21 protein-coding genes are annotated in these 18,030 nt (G+C 63.0%); 13 read left to right on the plus strand and 8 right to left on the minus strand.

From position 1 onward, the window contains the following. Window positions 1-59: 59 nt before the first annotated feature. Window positions 60-341, minus strand: coding sequence for a YciI family protein (locus D8W71_RS15635; RefSeq protein ID WP_121114561.1), 282 nt, complete (start codon window positions 339-341; stop codon window positions 60-62). A gap of 48 nt (window positions 342-389) precedes the next feature. Beyond that, a complete protein-coding gene (locus D8W71_RS15640) occupies window positions 390-974 on the minus strand; it encodes an amino-acid N-acetyltransferase (RefSeq protein WP_442971976.1) in 585 nt (194 codons plus the stop codon). A gap of 86 nt (window positions 975-1,060) precedes the next feature. Here D8W71_RS15640 and pgsA point away from each other — a divergent pair, with 86 nt between their 5' ends. The 5 genes from pgsA (at window position 1,061) to D8W71_RS27640 (ending at window position 4,289) form a co-directional block, all read left to right on the plus strand. Next, window positions 1,061-1,681, plus strand: coding sequence for a CDP-diacylglycerol--glycerol-3-phosphate 3-phosphatidyltransferase (gene pgsA / locus D8W71_RS15645; protein ID WP_121114563.1), 621 nt, complete (start codon window positions 1,061-1,063; stop codon window positions 1,679-1,681). A gap of 189 nt (window positions 1,682-1,870) precedes the next feature. Next, entirely contained in the window at window positions 1,871-2,227 is a 357-nt protein-coding gene (locus tag D8W71_RS15650; RefSeq protein ID WP_121114565.1) for a helix-turn-helix domain-containing protein, read from the plus strand. A 130-nt stretch (window positions 2,228-2,357) separates the two neighbouring features. Then, complete coding sequence (locus D8W71_RS15655; RefSeq protein WP_121114567.1) at window positions 2,358-3,170, plus strand: PspA/IM30 family protein; 813 nt, start codon at window positions 2,358-2,360, stop codon at window positions 3,168-3,170. A gap of 48 nt (window positions 3,171-3,218) precedes the next feature. After that, a complete protein-coding gene (gene pspM, locus D8W71_RS15660) occupies window positions 3,219-4,010 on the plus strand; it encodes a phage shock envelope stress response protein PspM (protein WP_121114569.1) in 792 nt (263 codons plus the stop codon). A gap of 105 nt (window positions 4,011-4,115) precedes the next feature. Beyond that, on the plus strand, window positions 4,116-4,289 hold the full coding sequence (locus tag D8W71_RS27640; RefSeq protein ID WP_201265098.1) for a hypothetical protein: 174 nt from the start codon (window positions 4,116-4,118) through the stop codon (window positions 4,287-4,289). Between the two features lie 4 nt (window positions 4,290-4,293). Here the strand turns inward: D8W71_RS27640 and D8W71_RS15665 are convergent, their stop codons facing one another. Together D8W71_RS15665 and D8W71_RS15670 are read right to left on the minus strand one after the other, a co-directional pair. Continuing rightward, complete coding sequence (locus D8W71_RS15665) at window positions 4,294-5,184, minus strand: diacylglycerol kinase (RefSeq protein ID WP_236077453.1); 891 nt, start codon at window positions 5,182-5,184, stop codon at window positions 4,294-4,296. After that, a complete protein-coding gene (locus D8W71_RS15670) occupies window positions 5,181-6,779 on the minus strand; it encodes an FAD-binding oxidoreductase (protein WP_121119307.1) in 1,599 nt (532 codons plus the stop codon). The genes D8W71_RS15665 and D8W71_RS15670 overlap by 4 nt, the downstream gene beginning before the upstream one ends. A gap of 152 nt (window positions 6,780-6,931) precedes the next feature. Here D8W71_RS15670 and D8W71_RS15675 point away from each other — a divergent pair, with 152 nt between their 5' ends. The 6 genes from D8W71_RS15675 (at window position 6,932) to D8W71_RS15700 (ending at window position 12,264) form a co-directional block, all read left to right on the plus strand. Further along, window positions 6,932-7,543 carry a TetR/AcrR family transcriptional regulator gene (locus D8W71_RS15675; RefSeq protein ID WP_121114571.1) on the plus strand — a complete coding sequence of 204 codons (612 nt, stop codon included), beginning with the start codon at window positions 6,932-6,934 and terminating at the stop codon, window positions 7,541-7,543. Continuing rightward, window positions 7,540-9,090: a glycerol-3-phosphate dehydrogenase/oxidase gene (locus D8W71_RS15680; protein WP_121114573.1), complete on the plus strand. Its 1,551-nt coding sequence runs from the start codon at window positions 7,540-7,542 to the stop codon at window positions 9,088-9,090. Before D8W71_RS15675 ends, D8W71_RS15680 begins: the two co-directional genes overlap by 4 nt. Before the next feature lie 18 nt (window positions 9,091-9,108). Continuing rightward, window positions 9,109-10,257: a glycosyltransferase gene (locus tag D8W71_RS15685; RefSeq protein WP_201265099.1), complete on the plus strand. Its 1,149-nt coding sequence runs from the start codon at window positions 9,109-9,111 to the stop codon at window positions 10,255-10,257. A 23-nt stretch (window positions 10,258-10,280) separates the two neighbouring features. Then, window positions 10,281-10,475, plus strand: a complete 195-nt coding sequence (locus tag D8W71_RS15690) for a DUF3046 domain-containing protein (RefSeq protein ID WP_121119311.1) — start codon at window positions 10,281-10,283, stop codon at window positions 10,473-10,475. Between the two features lie 182 nt (window positions 10,476-10,657). Next, window positions 10,658-11,695 (plus strand): recombinase RecA, encoded by a 1,038-nt coding sequence (recA, locus tag D8W71_RS15695; RefSeq protein ID WP_121114576.1) that lies wholly within the window; start codon window positions 10,658-10,660, stop codon window positions 11,693-11,695. A 17-nt stretch (window positions 11,696-11,712) separates the two neighbouring features. Further along, the gene (locus D8W71_RS15700; RefSeq protein WP_121114578.1) at window positions 11,713-12,264 is read left to right on the plus strand and encodes a regulatory protein RecX; all 552 of its coding nucleotides are present in this window, start codon (window positions 11,713-11,715) and stop codon (window positions 12,262-12,264) included. A gap of 107 nt (window positions 12,265-12,371) precedes the next feature. On the opposite strand, the gene D8W71_RS15705 is transcribed toward D8W71_RS15700, so the two are convergent. The 4 genes from D8W71_RS15705 to gluA form a co-directional block, all read right to left on the minus strand. Then, window positions 12,372-13,253, minus strand: coding sequence for an amino acid ABC transporter permease (locus D8W71_RS15705; protein ID WP_121114580.1), 882 nt, complete (start codon window positions 13,251-13,253; stop codon window positions 12,372-12,374). Further along, entirely contained in the window at window positions 13,253-13,930 is a 678-nt protein-coding gene (locus tag D8W71_RS15710; protein ID WP_121114582.1) for an amino acid ABC transporter permease, read from the minus strand. The genes D8W71_RS15705 and D8W71_RS15710 overlap by 1 nt, the downstream gene beginning before the upstream one ends. Window positions 13,931-14,015: 85 nt before the next feature. Beyond that, window positions 14,016-14,843: a glutamate ABC transporter substrate-binding protein gene (locus D8W71_RS15715; protein ID WP_121114584.1), complete on the minus strand. Its 828-nt coding sequence runs from the start codon at window positions 14,841-14,843 to the stop codon at window positions 14,016-14,018. A gap of 55 nt (window positions 14,844-14,898) precedes the next feature. Beyond that, on the minus strand, window positions 14,899-15,627 hold the full coding sequence (gluA, locus tag D8W71_RS15720; RefSeq protein WP_201265407.1) for an amino acid ABC transporter ATP-binding protein: 729 nt from the start codon (window positions 15,625-15,627) through the stop codon (window positions 14,899-14,901). Window positions 15,628-15,870: 243 nt separating this feature from the next. Between gluA and miaB the strand changes: the two genes are divergently transcribed. Together miaB and D8W71_RS15730 are read left to right on the plus strand one after the other, a co-directional pair. Beyond that, the gene (gene miaB, locus D8W71_RS15725) at window positions 15,871-17,388 is read left to right on the plus strand and encodes a tRNA (N6-isopentenyl adenosine(37)-C2)-methylthiotransferase MiaB (RefSeq protein WP_268959751.1); all 1,518 of its coding nucleotides are present in this window, start codon (window positions 15,871-15,873) and stop codon (window positions 17,386-17,388) included. Next, the gene (locus tag D8W71_RS15730) at window positions 17,385-18,023 is read left to right on the plus strand and encodes an Rv2732c family membrane protein (RefSeq protein WP_121114588.1); all 639 of its coding nucleotides are present in this window, start codon (window positions 17,385-17,387) and stop codon (window positions 18,021-18,023) included. Before miaB ends, D8W71_RS15730 begins: the two co-directional genes overlap by 4 nt. Window positions 18,024-18,030: the final 7 nt, after the last annotated feature.

Raw genomic sequence — 18,030 nt, forward strand, 5'->3', positions numbered from 1 at the left:
CCCGTGCGCGCGTAGTGACGTTCGGACGTAACTACGCGCGCACGGGCAGCGATGCTGCGTCAGGCGAATGCGCCCATGACCGGCTTCCATTCGGTGATCACCGACGTGTCGACGAGGTTCTCCACCGCGAAAGGATCCTGGGCGAACAACTGCGTGACGGATGTCAGGTCGGTGCCTTCGACGATGATGAGGGCGCCTCTGTCTTCGGTGAACGGTCCACTGGAGACCAGAACCTTCTGTTCCAGCAGATCCGCGAGCCACGCGCGATGATCAGCGCGGTGGGTGTCACGCCCGTCCGCGGTAGTGGGGGAGTAGGTGTATTGCACGGCGAACAGAGCCATGAGTGTCTTCCTCTTTCGTTCCTCGTTGTGCGGACGAAAAGAATCCTGTCAGAGCGAAAGCAACATTCTCGTATTGCCCAGTGTGTTCGGCTTCACGTAGCTCAAGTCGAGGAACTCGGCGACACCGGTGTCGTAGGAGCGGCACATTTCGGCGTACACCTCCGCGGTGACCGGGGTGCCGTCGATTTCCGCGAATCCGTGCCTCGCGAAGAAATCCGTCTCGAAGGTCAGCACGAAGAGCTTCTGCAGTGCCAACTCGCGAGCTACTCGGACGAGTTTGTCCACGATCAGATGGCCGGCGCCGTGTCCCTTCGCCGACGGATCGACGGCAACAGTCCTCACCTCGCCGAGATCGGCCCACAGCACGTGCAAGGCGCCGCAACCGATAACCGTTCCTGCACGCTCTGCCACCCAGAATTCCTGGACCGCTTCGTACAGGGTCACGAGGTTCTTCTCGAGGAGGATCTTGCCTGCGTAGATGTCGATCAATCGCTTTATCTCGGGAATGTCGGAGGTGCGCGCTCGTCGGACGACCAATTCGTCTCCACCGTAAGAGGCCGCAGAGCTGTTCGAGGCGTAGTCCGCAGCACTGTCGACACCCGGTCGACTCGCCCGGTTCGGCGCAGAAGTCATGTGGTGAACAGTAGCCAACGGGTGAACAGATATTCTTCTCGTGTGTCCGCTACCGAACTCGTCGCCCACGTACCGGGACACCACGTATGACCGAACAAGTACCTCCGAGCCCTCAGTTGCCGCATGGCAACTCGGTAACCGGCGGTACCGACGTCGTCCCCATCCTCAATATCGCCAACGTTCTGACCGTGCTGCGTATCGCGCTCGTCCCTGTGTTCCTGGTTGTGCTGTTCGCAGGCGACGGTCACGACACGCGATGGCGGATCGCAGCAACGGTTGTGTTCGCAGTCGCGGCCATCACCGACCGGATCGACGGTCAATTGGCCCGCAAATACGGCTTGGTGACCGAATTCGGCAAGATGGCCGACCCGATCGCGGACAAAGCGTTGATCGGCGCGGCATTGATCGGGTTGTCGATTCTCGGCGATCTACCGTGGTGGGTGACCGTCGTCATTGCCGTGAGAGAGATCGGCATCACGCTCGTTCGCTTCGCAGTGATCAGGCACGGGGTCATTCCGGCCGGCCGTGGAGGAAAGGTCAAGACGCTCGTGCAGAGTGTCGCGATCGGTTTCTACCTCTTTCCGCTACCGGACGAGGTGCGGTTCGCGTCCGTCACACTCATGGGTTTGGCCGTGTTCCTGACGGTCTACACAGGTGTGGACTACATCGTGCAAGCGATCCGCCTGCGACGCGGCGTGGCCACGTGAACCGCATCGCGTTCACGTCGCCCAGCGGGAACATCGGTCGCCGATGCAGTCCGACACACCGTGTCGGACTTCTGCTACGACGGGTAAATGGAACCGTCGCAGTATAGGGTCGGGAACCAATCGAGCCCGGTCCGTCGTTGTAGCTGTAGATGATCGACGTGGATGAAGATTCGAACGAGGAGGAGCGAGATGGCGCTGCTATTGCGTGAAGCACTCGGCGACAGTCTGCGGCGCACTCGCGTTGCACAGAGCCGCACGTTGCGGGAGGTCTCGAACACCGCGCGTGTGAGCCTCGGCTACCTCTCCGAGGTCGAGCGCGGACGGAAAGAAGCATCGAGTGAACTGCTCGCCGCTATTTGCGACGCACTTGCAGTCCCGCTCGCCGACGTGATGAGCGACGTGAGCGAGTCGTTGTCGGAGTCGACGCTTGCGGCTCGACGCGAGGATGCCGACAAGGTTGCACTGACCGAAGACGCGTCACCGCGCATCGCAGGCGAAACCCGAGTAGTCATCCCGGCACCTGCGCGCGCGCTCGCTGCCGCGTGAGCTGTGAACGGTGCGGATCGGACCGCTAGGGTGGAATCGATCTCACAGCAGTCGAACAAGACCAGTATTCTCGTGGCACGAGCAGTTCCACGCGTGAACGCGGCGCTCAAGATGGAGGCAGGATCAACCCATGGCTAATCCTTTCGTCAAGGCCTGGAAGTACATGATGGCGCTCTTCAATTCCAAGATCGACGAGAAGGCCGACCCCAAGGTTCAGATTCAGCAGGCGATCGAGGACGCGCAGCGGCAGCATCAGGCGCTGTCTCAGCAAGCTGCGTCGGTGATCGGGAACCAGCGACAGCTGGAGATGAAGCTGAGTCGGCAGCTGGACGAGGTCGAAAAACTGAACGCCAACGCTCGTCAGGCAGTCACACTCGCCGATCAGGCGGCGACTGCGGGTGATGTCGACAAGGCGACGCAGTACACCAACGCCGCCGAGGCCTTTGCGGCCCAACTGGTCACTGCGGAGCAAGGCGTCGAGGATCTCAAGGTCTTGCACGATCAGTCTCTTCAGGCTGCATCGCAGGCGAAGAAGGCCGTCGAGCAGAACGCGATGGCACTGCAGGCTAAGGTCGCCGAGCGAACGAAGCTTCTGAGTCAGCTCGAGCAGGCGAAGATGCAGGAGAAGGTCAGCGAATCTCTGCGGTCGATGGACAGTACGCTCTCGGCACCCGGAAATACGCCGAGCCTCGACGCCGTCCGCGACAAGATCGAGCGGCGGTACGCCGATGCGCTCGGATCGGCCGAGCTCGCACAGAACTCGGTGTCGGGACGAATGATGGAGGTTCAGCAGGCATCGGTCCAGATGGCTGGGCACAGCCGCCTCGAGCAGATCAGGGCGTCCATGGCCGGCGACCAGCTGCCTTCCGGAAACTCTGCGGCGCAGAAGCCCTCGATTGCCAAGGCGCAGAACACAACTCCAGAGCCCCCGGCGCAGAACTGATCGATCGTGACCAACGAGCAGCATGGCCGACCACGAAAGTGGTCGGCCATGCCCGTATCCGAGTCCGTGTCCGCGGTTCGAGGCGCGGCTGAGACTGCCAGACGGTCGGTCGAATCGGCGGTCGACGCCGTCGGTCGATGGAACGATCCTCGTCTGAAACAGATCCGCCGGATTCGACGGGCGCGGCGTCGCGGTTCATGGCTCGGCGGGGCGTCGGGCGTATCAGCCGCATCCACCGCAGGGTTGGCTCTGGCGTCAGCTCCGGAGTGGGCGATGTTCGCCACCGGCGGCGGCGCTGCCGTGCTCGCTATTCCTGCCGTGGCGGCGCTCGGGCGATATCGACGACTCAAAGGCGAACCGCTGCCCGCAGCGCGGCCGGTCAAGACAGTTCTTCCTCCGCGGACCTCGGCCGCCTACGAACCGATGCATCGTCTCGCGGGCGCCCAACTCAGCATGTACGAATTGTCCGGCATCTTGATGCGATCGGAATCCATCGACCATGCAGAACTGTCGGAAACGACCGAGGTTGCAGCAGCAGCGGCACGTGCCCTGACCGACATGGCGAACGACATCGTCGCGATGGAACGGGCGGCCAGCGGCAGTGCGCGGGCCGCAGGTCACCTGAGTGCAACGATCTCCACGGCCGCGGCCGAACTGGACAACGGCGTGGACCAATACGAGGAGCTGGTGGCCGCAGCAGCGCGACTGACCGGTCCCGGTGCACTACCTACCTCCACGGTTGCGGGCCGCAGAGCAGAGCTCATCTCCGCCACCGACCGGCTGGAAGGCTGGGCGAGTGCGCTGGCCGAACTAGCCGTTATCAGAAGCAAACACTCGTGACGGTCTCAGGGTCTTCCCCCATCTTTCCCTGAACTCCTTGGCGGACCGGGGATTTCGTGAATCCCGCGTGCCAATATCGAAGGCACACCAAGGAAAGGGAATCGCATGTTCTGGAAGATACTCGGCATCATCGTCCTCGTCTGGCTGGCCTTCGCGGTGTTGGGCGCCGTCGTCAAGGGTCTGTTCTGGGTGGCGGTCGCGGGTGCGATCGTGTTCGGGATCTACTGGCTGTTCAAGGCGATCACGGCAGGTAACGATCGCGATCTGACCACGCTGTGACCGCTCACCGGGCCAAGGCGGAATCGGTACCGACGAGCACGTTCACCGCACCGGGTACGACCTCTGCGACGACGGGTAACGGCGAGAATCGCTCGCCGTCCGCGTACGCGGTCATTCCCGGCGCGGCGAGGGAAATCCGCGTGGCGCGGTAGGTATCCACCTCGGGTAGCGACACGTGTGTGCCCTTGTAGATCGTGGGCGACAGGCGCACGAGCCGGCTTCTACTCGACGCGCGGACGACCGTGACATCGAACATCCCGTCGTCGGCTCGGGCATCGGGACATATGGCCATGCCTCCGCCATAGGTCGGGCCGTTACCGACCGTGACCAGGGTGGCCTCCACCTCGATCGACGTGCCGTCGAGATCCAACGAGTAGGGGATAGGTCGAAACTTGCTCAACTCCAGCACCATTGCGATGTTGTAGCGCAGCCGACCTGTCGGCCAGCGAAGAGAATTGGCGCGCTCGGTCACGAGGCTGTCGAATCCGCTCGAGAGGACTGTTGCGAACCATCGGTCGTGAACTCGGCCGAGGTCCATAGCGCGTACTCTGCCGTCCTCGACGATGTCCGCAGCTGCGGCGGGGTTCGTCAGCGGAACGCCGAGCAAGCGCGCGAAGTCGTTGCCGGTACCTGCTGGCGCGACGGCGATCGGTGTCGTGGTGCCCGCTACTGCCTGCAATGCGAGGTTGACGAGGCCGTCACCTCCGACTGCGATCACCGCGTCGGTTCCTGCTCGAACCGCTCGTCTGGTGGACTCGAGCGCGTCACCCGGTGTCCTGCCTTCGATGCTCACCACATGGGTGCCCCGTTCGCGCAACCGGGTGATCACCGCCGCTGCGACTCGAGGCGCTCGACCGTTGCCGGCCGTGGGATTGCTCAGTACGGTCACCGTCACGGGATGAGCTTGCCAGGGTTGAGCACTCCTGCGGGGTCCACCGCAGATTTGATCGCGCGCAAGATCGAAGTTCCGATCGGACCGACCTCGGCGGTCATGTAAGGGAGGTGATCTCGTCCCACGGCATGATGGTGTGTGATCGTGGCATGCGTGTCGATCATCGCCTGTGTCGCGGCGTCCTTTGCGGCCCGCCACTGCGCGGACGGATCATCGCCCGCTGCGCAGACGACCGTGAAGTAGAGGGATGCTCCGGTCGGGTAGACGTGCGATATGTGGCACATGACAACAGGAGGAGTGCCGCTCTCGGTGAGCGTTCCGACGAGTGCATCGGTCACTTCGCTACGTACCCGTGCGAGGGTCGACCACCGTGCGGCGGTCTCCAGCGTCTCGGCAAGGGCACCCGCATCGAGCAACGCATCGCGGAGGTAAGGCGCATCGAAACGTCCGCGTTCCCAGACTCTGGCCGCCTCGTTCGGATGGACCTCGCCGCCCGACGCGCATACGACCGCATCGGCAGCTGCTGCTCGTGCCTGTACGTCGGTGCGGGATCCCTCGAACAATGCAATGGCGACACAGCCCCCGCGAACCGCGGCGCTCTCGCCTTTGCTGTCGCTGTCGCTGTCGCTGTCGGAGAGAAGTGAGTTGATGCCAGTCTCGGTCTCGTCCGACAACCGTAGAACTGTCGGCTTTGCAGTGTGTGCTGAAAGGACACGCAATGCGGACACGCCACTGGTGAAGTTGGAAAACCACCAGGCCCGATATTCGGTGTATTCGGGAACGGGGTGGATACGTACGGTCACCGACGTGATGATGCCCAGTGTGCCTTCCGAACCGAGGAACACCTGCCGGAGATCAGGCCCGGCTGCCGAGGCCGGTACGTGTCCGCAGGTGATGGTGCCGACCGGTGTCGCGATGGACAAGGCTTCGACCATCTGATCGAAACGCCCGTACCCGGCCGACGCCTGACCGGACGAGCGGGTCGCCGCGAAGCCACCGATGCTCGCGAACGCGAATGATTGTGGGAAGTGGCCGAGTGAGAACCCGTGGCGAGCGAGCATGCGTTCGGCCTCGGGGCCGCTGACACCGGCCTCCAATGTCGCGGTCCGGGACCCTTCGTCGAGATCGGTCAGTGCGTTCATACGGCGCGTGCTGACCGTGACAACCGTGTCGAACCATTCTCGGACCGGATCGACGCCTCCCACGACGGACGTTCCTCCGCCGAACGGGACCACCGCGATCGACTCGTCGCTGCAGTAGCGCAGGACTGCTTCGACCTCGTCGGCGTTCGCAGGGAAGACAACGGCGTCGGGGGCAGGCTGTGGGTCGTTCGATCGCCGCGCCAACAGGTCGAGAGTGCTCTTGCCGCCCAGGTGATATACCCGCACAGTGTCTTCGGAGGACACGTGTCCGGGTCCGACGATGCTGCCGAGTGCTCGGCGACGCTCGAGTGACAGGCTCGACCGGGTGAGCGCAGGCTGCGTCGACACGTGATGTGCTCGACCGGAGGAGATGCCGAGCGCGGCCTGGAGAACGGAGCGGGTCTTCGCGGTCAAAGGGCGCCGCTGGTCGGCAACTCCCCACGCGTCCCACGCCATCGCGGGCCGCGACGCACCGGGCAACTCGACCGGGGGTAGTTCCTGCATGATCTATAGTGTTACATAAGTTGTATATTTGTAACCCGACCTGCCGATATCGACTCGAAAGGCATCGAACTCGGCACTGTGGTCCATCGAACGAGGTGTAGACAGTGAGCGAGCAGTCCGTTGCCGAGGGTGAAACGTCGGCGGTTCCCACGTTCACCGTCGAAGATCAGGTGCTCGACGCTGCGCGCTCGTGCATTCTCGAACACGGCGTCCGGCGTACAACTCTCGCCGAAATCGCTCGCAGGGCTCAGGTGAGTCGTCCGACGGTGTACCGACGATGGGCGGACACCCGCGCGGTCGTGTCGAGTCTGCTCACTCGCGAAATCGGTTCGGTGATGCCGACATTCGATGTTCACTCATCGGTGCGCCCGCAGATCACCACCGCGACAGAAGACGTGGCGAACAAGATTCGTGTCCATCCGCTTTTCGTCAAGATCCTCGAGTCCGACCCTGACATACTGTCCACCTACATACTGCACAGGCTCGGCACGAGCCAGTCGGCCATCGTCGACACGCTCGCGCCGATACTGGAAGTCGGCCAGCGAGATTCGTCGGTTCGGGCGGGCAACACACGACACATGGCCACGGTCGTTCTGTTGATGGTCCAGTCGGCTGTTCAGTCGGCCGATATGGTTGCGCAACGCATCTCCGGTGTCGATCTCGTCGAGGAAATCGCGTACGCGGTCGATACCTATCTGCGACCACCGACTCCGTGACGGACGCCAGTTCTGCGCTCCACGCAGGCAGGCGCCAACGGGAGCTCGAGTCGGTCTGGAACGGTGATGCAATCGACGTGCTGGTCGTCGGCGGCGGAATCACCGGAGCGGGAATCGCCCTGGACGCGGCGTCGCGGGGTTTGAGGGTGGTGCTGGTCGAAAAGCACGATCTTGCGTTCGGCACCAGTCGGTGGAGTTCGAAACTCGTGCACGGCGGCCTTCGTTACCTCGCATCGGGTCAGTTGGCCATCGCGTACGAAAGCGCAGCCGAGCGCGGGATTCTGATGACTCGTACCGCGCCCCATCTCGTCCGACCCCTTCCACAGATCGTTCCTCTCTACCCGTCTCAATCACGAACAGGAGAGGCGATCATTCGGGCCGGACTGTCGATGGGTGATGTCTTGCGCGCCATCGTAGGCACCGCGGCGTCCGTTCTGCCTCGCGCCGACAGAATTTCCCGGGCCGACGTCGTGTCCGCCGCTCCGACCGTGAGGCGTACAGGGTTACGAGGCGGGGCCAGGTCCTGGGACGGACAACTGGTCGACGATGCGCGATTGGTGGTCGCCGTCGCTCGCACGTCGGCGAAGTTCGGCGCGTCGATCCTGACCGGGGTGAGCGCATCGCAGGTCGATCGAACGTCGGCAGTGCTTCGCGACGAGGCAACCGGTGAGACGACGCGCGTCCGTGCGAGGGTTGTGATCAACGCAGCCGGTGTGTGGGCGGCCGAGGTCGATCCTCGAATCTCGTTGCGGCCCAGCCGAGGGACACACTTGGTGTTCGACGCGGCATCGTTCGGCGGACTGACGTGTTCTCTTGCTGTACCTGTTCCGGGAGAACGAACGCGATTCGTCTTCGCGCTGCCGGCGCCGCTCGGGCGTGTGTACGTCGGCCTCACGGACGAGGCTGCCGCGGGACCCGTACCCGATGTGCCCGTCGCGACAGAGTCGGAGATCGACTTCCTTCTCGACGTCCTTGCAACCGTGATCTCCCCGGCGCTGTCGCGTGCCGATGTCATCGGGACCTTCGCCGGATTGCGGCCGCTACTCGACTCCGGTGACGGGCCGTCCTCGGATCTCTCGCGCAGGCATGCTGTACTCGACGACGGTGATGGTCCGATCGGGATCGTCGGCGGGAAGCTGACCACGTACCGTCTGATGGCGCAACACGCCACCGATGCTGCTGTTCGGGCGGCACGCTTGTCTGCGGTGGGATGTCGCACTACATCCATACCGCTTGTCGGAGCCGCAACGCGGGCCGTGTTGAACGAGATGCGCGAGCCCGCGACACTCGTGCGCAGGTACGGTGCCGAGGCAACTCTGGTGCGGGCCTTGGCCGAGACGATGTCGGATGGCATGGCGCCCATCGCCGATGGAATCGACGTCTGTGCGGCTGAATTGGCCTTCTCGGTGCGTTACGAGGGCGCTCGTACGGTTGCCGACCTTCTCGATCGACGGACCAGGATCGGACTCGTCGAGGCCGACCGGGTACGTACTGTCTCGGTAGCGAAAAGGGTTCTCGACGACCATCTCGATTCGCCCGCCCGTTGACTGTGGCACGCTGAGCGCGTGCGAGTAGCGGTAGTGGCAGGCCCCGACCCCGGGCACGCGTTTCCGGCGATTGCGCTCTGCCTGAAATTCGAGGCTGCGGGCGATGAAGCCGTGCTGTTCACCGGTACGAGGTGGGTCGAGACGGCGCGCGCCGCGGGGATCGACGCTCGACCTCTCAGAGGGCTCACGCCCCGCCCCGAGGACGACGACATGGATGCCGGTCAGCGTATTCATTCCAGGGCAGCGTTCATCGCGACCGAGCTGGTACCCGATCTGCGGGGCATCGACGTCGATCTGGTTGTGTCCGACATTTTGACCGCCGGTGGTGGTTTGGCGGCAGAATCGCTGGGGATCGCGTGGGTCGAGTTGTCGCCGCATCCGTTGTACGCACCGTCGAAAGGGCTGCCCCCCATCGGAAGTGGACTAGCTCCCGGAACGGGCATTCGTGGCAGGCTGCGGGACACGTTTATGAGAGCAGCGACGGGACGTTCGATTGCGCAGGGTAAGGCACAGCGAAGTGCCGCTCGGGTGGGGATCGGGCTGCCCGCCGAGGATCCGGGGCCTGCAGCCCGGTTGATCGCGACCATCCCTGCGTTGGAGGTGCCGCGCCCGGACTGGCCGATCGAAGCCCACGTGGTCGGGCCGTTGCTCTGGGAGCCGACCGAGGACGTTCTGGACCTGCCGCTTGGGTCCGGCCCTGTGGTGGTGGTTGCGCCGTCGACCGCGTTCACCGGCGCCGACGGCATGTTGGAGATGGCGCTCCAGGGTCTCGACGGCAGCGGTACACGCGTTGTCGCGTCGATGCTCGACGAGCCACCTGCGGATTTGCCGAGCTGGGCCGCAGCCGGTCTCGGCAGGCAAGACGATCTGCTGAGCCAAGCCGACGTGGTGGTGTGCGGAAGTGGCCACGGTCTGTTGGCGAAGTCGCTGCTCCACGGCGTACCGGTAGTGGCGGTGCCGGGAGGCGGGGACCAGTGGGAGCTGGCCAATCGCGCTGCGCGACAGGGCAGTGCCGTCATCGTGCGCCCTGCCAGCCCCGAGTCGATCGGAGACGCGGTGAGGCGAGTGCTGGCCGATCCGAGTTTCGCGCACGCGGCCTCCGCTGCGGCAGCGAGTTCGGGTCGCGTCGAGGATCCAGTCGCCGTATGCCGTGCAGTGCTGGCCTGATCACGCTTCGGTACGGTTGTACTGTGCGATTGACTGAATTTCGAGAATTGCTCGTCGACGAGTTCGGCCAGATGCGAGGTGACTCCATTCTCGCCGACCACGTCATCACGAGTCTCGAGGGACGCACAGGCGCCGAAGCGATCGAAGCAGGAGTCGATCCCCGCGAGGTGTGGCGAGCACTGTGCAGTGAGTTCGACGTTCCTCGCTCTCGGTGGTGACCGAAGTTCTCCACGGCGTGTCGGAGCGTCGGGTTGCACAATCGAACACGTGTTCCCCTATGCTGAGTTCACTCGGTTGTGCTGCGGGACGACGCGTGGATGCGCGCCCAGACGTTTCTTGTCGGTACCTGGCTCTACCGTTACCGACAACACGCTGAACGAGACCACACTAGGAGATCACGATGGCTGCATACGATCGCGACAAAGCACTCGATCTGGCGCTTGCACAGATCGACAAGAACTTCGGCAAGGGATCGGTGATGCGTCTCGGTGACGAGGTTCGTCAACCGATCGCAGTGATCCCCACCGGTTCCATCGCTCTCGACATCGCGCTCGGCATCGGAGGTTTGCCGCGCGGACGAGTCGTCGAGATCTATGGCCCTGAGTCCTCGGGTAAAACCACTGTTGCCCTGCACGCGGTAGCGAATGCCCAGCGAAACGGCGGACTCGCCGCGTTCATCGACGCCGAGCACGCGCTCGATCCCGACTATGCGCAGAGGCTCGGCGTCGATACCGACGCGCTGCTCGTCTCGCAGCCTGATACGGGTGAGCAGGCGCTGGAAATCGCCGACATGCTGATTCGGTCCGGCGCCCTCGACATCCTCGTCATCGACTCGGTGGCGGCGCTCGTGCCACGTGCCGAGATCGAAGGCGAGATGGGCGACAGCCACGTCGGTCTGCAGGCACGACTGATGAGCCAGGCGCTGCGCAAGATGACCGGTGCACTCAGCAATTCCGGCACGACAGCAATCTTCATCAACCAGCTCCGCGAGAAGATCGGCGTCATGTTCGGTTCTCCCGAAACCACCACCGGTGGTAAGGCGCTCAAGTTCTACTCGTCGGTTCGCCTCGATGTGCGGCGCATCGAAACTCTCAAGGACGGCACCGAAGCGGTGGGTAACCGTACTCGCGTCAAGGTCGTCAAGAACAAGGTCGCGCCGCCGTTCAAGCAGGCCGAGTTCGACATCCTGTACGGCAAGGGAATCAGCCGTGAGGGATCGCTGATCGACATGGGTGTCGAGCACGGATTCATTCGTAAGTCGGGATCCTGGTTCACCTACGACGGCGATCAGCTCGGACAGGGCAAGGAGAACGCCCGTAAGTTCATGCTGGAGAACCCGGACATTCGTGACGAGATCGAGAAGAAGATCATGGAGAAGCTGCAGATCGGTGCCGACGTCACGGCCACCGATGACGCAGCCGAGCCTGTCGAGTTCTAGTCGCGGAGTAGCTCGACGTGGAGCCGGAACAAGACGGCGGCGGAACCGAAGCGCAGGCGAAAGATGTCTGCCTTCGGTTGCTGACCGACCGGGCCCGCAGTAGGCACGAACTCGAAACCAGGTTGGCCAAGAAGGGATTCAGTGCCGCAATCGCTACCGCGGTGCTGGATCGCTTGGCCGCCGCGAAGTTGGTCGATGACGCAGCATTCGCGGAACAATGGGTACATTCGCGCCACACTTACGCGGGCAAAGGCAAGAACGCGCTGAGCCGCGAGCTTCGTGAAAAGGGTGTCAGCCCCGAACACTCCGTTGCCGCGCTCGATCAGATCGAGCCGGAAGACGAGCGCGAACGCGCAATCGAGTTGGTGCGCAAGAAGTGTCGCACTGTATCCTTGCCCGACTCCGCCGACCCGGACGCACGCGCCGAGCGCGACAAGGTGGTTCGCCGGTTGGTGGGCATGCTCGCGCGCCGCGGTTATTCGCAGGGTATGGCGTTCGCGGTGGTCAAAGAGCAGCTCGACGAGTTGGGCGCAGAAACCGAAGACTTCGACGGTGAACGTTACGGGTGATCGTCCACCCGTAACCCGAGTTCCCGCCGAACACACGAGGCCCGTAACACCTTCCGCAGGTGTTACGGGCCTCGTTCATGTGCCGACGTCCGATCGCGAGCGACCTGTCACGCAGCGCCTGCGGGTCCTCCGCCGAAGTCCTGCGCGGGAACTACGGTCCCGCCGGTCTTGCGCTTCTTCTGACGCATGCGTCCTTCGACCACCGTCGCAAGCTTGGTCAGCAACGAGTTGATGACGATCATGATGAGCGCGACGATGATGAGCGACGGTAGGTAGTTTCCGTAGAAGGCACCGACTTGCTGGCCGGCGCGAACGACTTCGACGTAGCCGATCAGATAACCGAGTGCGGAGTCCTTCAGCGCCACCACCATCTGCGAGATGATGGCGGGCAGCATCGCAGTCACCGCTTGGGGCAGCAGAACGATCCGCATGACCTGGCCCTTGCGCATGCCGAGCGCGGATGCCGCCTCGGTCTGGCCCTTCGGGAGCGAATTGACCCCAGCACGAACGATTTCGGCGATAACCGATCCGTTGTAGAGCGTCAGGCCGGTGACCACTGCGGCGAGCGCAAGGTAGCGAACTTTGAAGACCTCGTACTCGGCGTACACCGCGTACAGGAAGATCATCAGGATCAGTACGGGCACCGCGCGGAAGAGCTCGACGAAGACACCGCTGACGATCCGAACCCAATTGTGGTCGGACAGCCTGCCGATCCCGAGAACCGCACCGAGAATCAACGCGAACACGATCGACAGCGCAGCGGCCACCAGCGTGCCTTGAATGCCTGGCAGTAGATACGTGGTCCATGTACTCGAGGTGACGAACGGCTCCCACTTCGCGGCCGTCAGCTGGCCTTTCGAATCGAGCGCCAGATAGATGAGGAAGGCGATTCCAAGGGAAACCAGAAGAACGACACCGGACAGAATGCGGTAGCGCGCCTTGGCTTTCGGGCCAGGCACATCGTAGAGAACTGCTACGGCATCACTCATCACTTCACCGCCAATCGCTTGCTGAGGTAGCCGAACAGCAGTCCGGTCGGCAGCGTCAGGACGACGAAGCCGAGGGCGAAGAGACCACCGACGGCGAAGATCGCTGCCTCGTTCTCGATCATCGTCTTCATGAGCAGCGATGCCTCGGCCACGCCGATCACCGATGCAATGGTGGTGTTCTTGGTCAGGGCGATCAGCACACTTCCCAGGGGTCCGATGACAGCCCGAAACGCCTGGGGGAGGACGACGATCGTGATGTTCTGGGTGAACGTCATGCCGAGTGACCTGCCGGCTTCCGCTTGGCCGACGGGAACGGTGTTGATACCCGAACGAAGAGACTCGGCGACGAACGACGCCGTGTACACACTCAATCCGAGTATGGCGAGCCGGAAATTGTTGTCGACGAGAAACGAGGACGAATTTTCCGGGGCGAGCGCGACACCCATGGTCTGGTAGAGACCGAACGAGGTGAAGAGAATGATCAGAGTCAGCGGAGTGTTACGAAAGATCGTGACGTACGCGGTCGCGATTGCACGGGCGACCGGAATAGGGGAGACACGCATCGCCGCGATGATCGTACCGATGATCAGTGCGCCGATCGCGGACAGAACCGTCAATTTGATCGTCATGATGAACGCGTCGACGAGTTGATCGCCGTACTTGCTCAATAGGTTCAAGGTAGGAGTGTCCAATCGGCTGGAGCGGGCCGGTCACGTCGGGTACACCTACAGGTGCAGGTGCACCCGACGTGGAGGCGAAGCGTCAGTAGCGGTCGACGGTCGGCGCGGCGGGCAGCGTGTATCCCGAGGCGCCGACGGTCTCGTTGAACGCTTCTTCCCACGCGCCGCTCGAGACCATTTCCTCGATCGCGTCGTTGATCTGGTTTCGGCCCTCGGTGTCGTCTTTCGCGAGGCCGATGCCGTAGTTCTCGGTGGTGAACGGTTCGCCCACGACCTTCAGTTCACCTGGGTACTGAGCGGCGTAGCCTGCCAGGATGATGTCGTCCGTGGTGACAGCGTCGATTGCACCGTTGCGCAGAGATTCGACACACGCGGAGTAGGTGTCGAACGGCTGAAGCTGAACGTCGGGGTACTCGTCGGCGATCTTCTGGGCGGGAGTCGATCCGGTCACCGAGCACAGTTTCTTGCCCGCGAGGGTGTCGGGACCGGTGATGTCGGTGTTGCCGTCGGCGACGAGGAGAGACTGTCCCGCAACGAAGTAAGGTCCGGCGAATCCGACCTTTTCCTTGCGGGTGTCCGTGATGGAGTACGTGGCGACGATGTAGTCGACCTCGCCGTTCTGAATCAGCGTCTCGCGCTGGGCCGATGGGGCTTCCTTGAACTCGATCTTGTCCTCGGGGACCCCGAGCTTGTCGGCTACGTACTTGGCAACCTCGACGTCGAAGCCGCTGAACGATCCGTCCGGGTTACGCAGACCGAGTCCGGGCTGGTCGTACTTGATGCCGACGATGAGACTGCCGTTCTCTGCACTCGACGAGACGCTTCGTTCCTCGTTGCCGCCACAGGCGGTCGCGACGACGGCGAGTGCGGCGATACCCGCTGCGATGCGGATGGGACGATTGATTCTCACTGGTGATTCCTCCGTGTTGGTGCTGCGAATGATTTTGTGAGCCAGGCGGCCGAAGTCAGTGACCGAGGATCTTGCCCAGGAAGTCCTTGGCGCGTTCGGATTTCGGTGCGGTGAAGAAGGTTTCGGGATCGGTGTCCTCGACGACGGCGCCGTCGGCCATGAAGATGACGCGATCGCCTGCCTTGCGCGCGAAGCCCATCTCGTGGGTGACGACGAGCATCGTCATTCCCTCCTTCGCGAGCGAGGTCATGACGTCGAGCACCTCGTTGACCATCTCGGGATCGAGGGCCGAGGTCGGCTCGTCGAACAACATGACCTTGGGGTTCATCGCGAGCGAGCGGGCGATGGCGACACGCTGTTGCTGACCACCGGACAGCTGAGCTGGGTACTTGTCGGCCTGGTTGGCAATCCCGACTCGCTCGAGCAAGGCCTGCGCCGTCTTGTGGGCCTCGTCCTTCTTGAGTTTGCGCACCTTCTGCGGCGCGAGCATCACATTCTCGAGGATCGTCTTGTGCGCAAAGAGGTTGAAGGACTGGAAAACCATGCCTACGTCGGCGCGTAGTGCGGCCAGGGCCTTCCCTTCCGCCGGAAGCACAGATCCGTCGACCTCGATGGTCCCCGAATCGATCGGCTCCAGACGGTTGATCGTGCGGCATAGTGTCGACTTTCCAGATCCGGACGGACCGAGAACGATGACGACCTGGCCGGCCGGTACTTCGAGGTTGATGTCTTTGAGAACGTGGAGATCACCGAAGTGCTTGTCTACCGATTTCAGGGAGATCATTGGGGGTCGATCGGCAAGAGCACCGGAAACCGGCGCGTCGGTGGCGTGCGTCATAGGGCAGAACCCTATTCGTAGTTTGCTTGTCGGCAGCGCTTTTCACCCGACAATTCGGATTATGTAATGGAAACTTTACTGACGGTTGGTATCGGCCCAGGTGCGGCTTCCCCGCCGTGTTCGCACGGTCGGTACGCGAACGGACGACGCACGCACAGGTGGCATTGCCGCACGCCGTACCCTGAGGATGTGGAAACGAGTGTCCTGAACGACCAGAGAAGCTACGAAGTACGGACGCACGGGTGCCAGATGAACGTGCACGACTCGGAGCGGCTGGCCGGACTCCTCGAAGAAGCCGGGTACGTCCCTGCTGATTCCGGCACCGATGCGGATCTGGTGGTGTTCAACACCTGTGCGGTGCGCGAGAACGCCGACAACAAGCTGTACGGCAACCTCGGCATGCTGCGCCCTGCGAAGACACGCAACCCGCGTATGCAGATCGCCGTCGGCGGTTGCCTCGCTCAGAAGGACCGCGACACCGTCGTCAAGAAAGCGCCCTGGGTGGACGTCGTGTTCGGCACGCACAACATCGGTTCGCTCCCGACGTTGCTCGAACGTGCACGTCACAACAACGAGGCGCAGGTCGAGATTCTGGAATCGCTCGAAGCGTTCCCGTCGACACTTCCGGCCAAGCGCGAGTCACCGTATGCGGGCTGGGTGTCGATCTCGGTCGGATGCAACAACACCTGCACGTTCTGCATCGTCCCCGCGCTGCGTGGCAAAGAAATAGACCGCCGCCCCGGGGACATTCTCGCGGAAGTACAGGCGCTGGTCGACCAGGGTGTCCTCGAAGTCACGCTGCTCGGGCAGAACGTGAATGCGTACGGCGCGTCGTTCGCCGACCCGGACATGCCTCGTGATCGCGGTGCATTTGCTTCGTTGCTCAAAGCCTGTGGAACGATCGACGGCCTGGAGCGGTTGAGATTCACCTCACCGCACCCGGCCGAGTTCACCGACGACGTCATCGAGGCGATGGCCACGACCCCGAACGTTTGCCCCACATTGCACATGCCACTTCAGTCGGGGTCGGACCGCATCCTCAAGGCGATGCGTCGCTCGTACCGGCAGAGCAAATTCCTCGGAATCATCGACAAGGTTCGCGACGTCATGCCGACCGCTGCGATCACGACCGACATCATCGTCGGTTTTCCGGGTGAAACCGAGGAGGACTTCGAGCAGACTCTCGAGGTCATGCGGCGCGCCAAGTTCGCGAATGCGTACACCTTCCAGTACTCCAAGCGTCCGGGCACTCCGGCGGCCGATATGGACGGGCAAATCCCCAAAGAGGTCGTGCAGGAACGGTACAACCGGTTGATCGCGTTGCAGGAGGAGATAGTCCTCGACGCGAATCGCGAGCTGATCGGCACGGGTGTGGAGATCCTCGTTGCGACGGGTGAGGGACGCAAGAACGCCGCCACTCATCGCAAGAGCGGTCGAGCGCGCGACGGTCGCCTGGTGCATTTCCGTGCAGACGAGCACCAACTGGCCGCGATCCGACCGGGCGACATCGTGACCACGACCATCACGGCAGCCGCGCCCTACCACCTCATCGCCGATGCAGGAGTTTCGTCCCACCGTCGGACCGCAGCGGGTGATGCGTACGAGCTGGGAACTGTGCCGAAAACGGCGCCCATCGGAGTCGGGTTGGGATTGCCGGCGATCGGCGTTCCTGCCCCGCTCCCCGCAACGACAGGATGTTCCGTATGACCGAGAAATTTCAAGGTAGCGGAGGTCACGAGCGTGAAGACCGCGCGACGAGTGATCAGGTGCCGGATCACCAGGCACCCGACTACGACCGAGCAGAGAAGAAAATCGACTCGGAAATCGACCCTGGCGTACGCGCAGTGGTCGTTGCCGTTCTGGTCATGCTGCTGTTGCTGACCCTGGCGCTTCCGCATACCGGATCTGCAACCGGCTTCGATGTGCTGTCCGGAGACGATGCTGTTACGACCGACGCGATCGCGCTGCCTTCGCGGGTGTTCGTGTGGTTCGTGCTGGTGTTCGCTGTAGTGACATCGGTGCTGGCGCTCGTCACCAGAATCTGGGCGTTGGCCTGGATCGCCCTGGTGGGTAGTGCCATAGCGTCGGTGTTCGGGATGCTGTCGATCTGGTCGCGCCAGACGCTGCCAGCGGATTCGATCGGCAGTGGTCCTGGCGTAGGTTTGGTCATCGGATGGGTGCTCGTCGCGGCGCTCACATTCCAGTGGCTCAAGGCCGTGTGGAACAAGACCACAGCGCAACTGGACGCACAGGAACGACGCCGTGCCGCGTCGGTCGATGCGGAGCAGAACTCGCGGTGGGCCGGACCCGTACTAGGCCGACCCACCGACCGTGAGCGCTGACGTTCCC

Source organism: Rhodococcus sp. P1Y (assembly GCF_003641205.1).
Lineage (GTDB): Bacteria > Actinomycetota > Actinomycetes > Mycobacteriales > Mycobacteriaceae > Rhodococcoides.

Bases quoted from the DNA above. Each gene is read 5' to 3' on its own strand.
- pgsA (WP_121114563.1), top strand. From the start codon at position 1,061: ATGACCGAACAAGTACCTCCGAGCCCTCAGTTGCCGCATGGCAACTCG.
- D8W71_RS15705 (WP_121114580.1), bottom strand. From the start codon at position 13,253: ATGAGTGATGCCGTAGCAGTTCTCTACGATGTGCCTGGCCCGAAAGCC.
- D8W71_RS15670 (WP_121119307.1), bottom strand. From the start codon at position 6,779: ATGGCGTGGGACGCGTGGGGAGTTGCCGACCAGCGGCGCCCTTTGACC.
- D8W71_RS15635 (WP_121114561.1), bottom strand. From the start codon at position 341: ATGGCTCTGTTCGCCGTGCAATACACCTACTCCCCCACTACCGCGGAC.
- D8W71_RS15640 (WP_442971976.1), bottom strand. From the start codon at position 974: ATGACTTCTGCGCCGAACCGGGCGAGTCGACCGGGTGTCGACAGTGCT.
- recA (WP_121114576.1), top strand. From the start codon at position 10,658: ATGGCTGCATACGATCGCGACAAAGCACTCGATCTGGCGCTTGCACAG.
- D8W71_RS15730 (WP_121114588.1), top strand. From the start codon at position 17,385: ATGACCGAGAAATTTCAAGGTAGCGGAGGTCACGAGCGTGAAGACCGC.
- gluA (WP_201265407.1), bottom strand. From the start codon at position 15,627: ATGATCTCCCTGAAATCGGTAGACAAGCACTTCGGTGATCTCCACGTT.
- D8W71_RS15655 (WP_121114567.1), top strand. From the start codon at position 2,358: ATGGCTAATCCTTTCGTCAAGGCCTGGAAGTACATGATGGCGCTCTTC.
- D8W71_RS27640 (WP_201265098.1), top strand. From the start codon at position 4,116: ATGTTCTGGAAGATACTCGGCATCATCGTCCTCGTCTGGCTGGCCTTC.
- pspM (WP_121114569.1), top strand. From the start codon at position 3,219: ATGCCCGTATCCGAGTCCGTGTCCGCGGTTCGAGGCGCGGCTGAGACT.
- D8W71_RS15650 (WP_121114565.1), top strand. From the start codon at position 1,871: ATGGCGCTGCTATTGCGTGAAGCACTCGGCGACAGTCTGCGGCGCACT.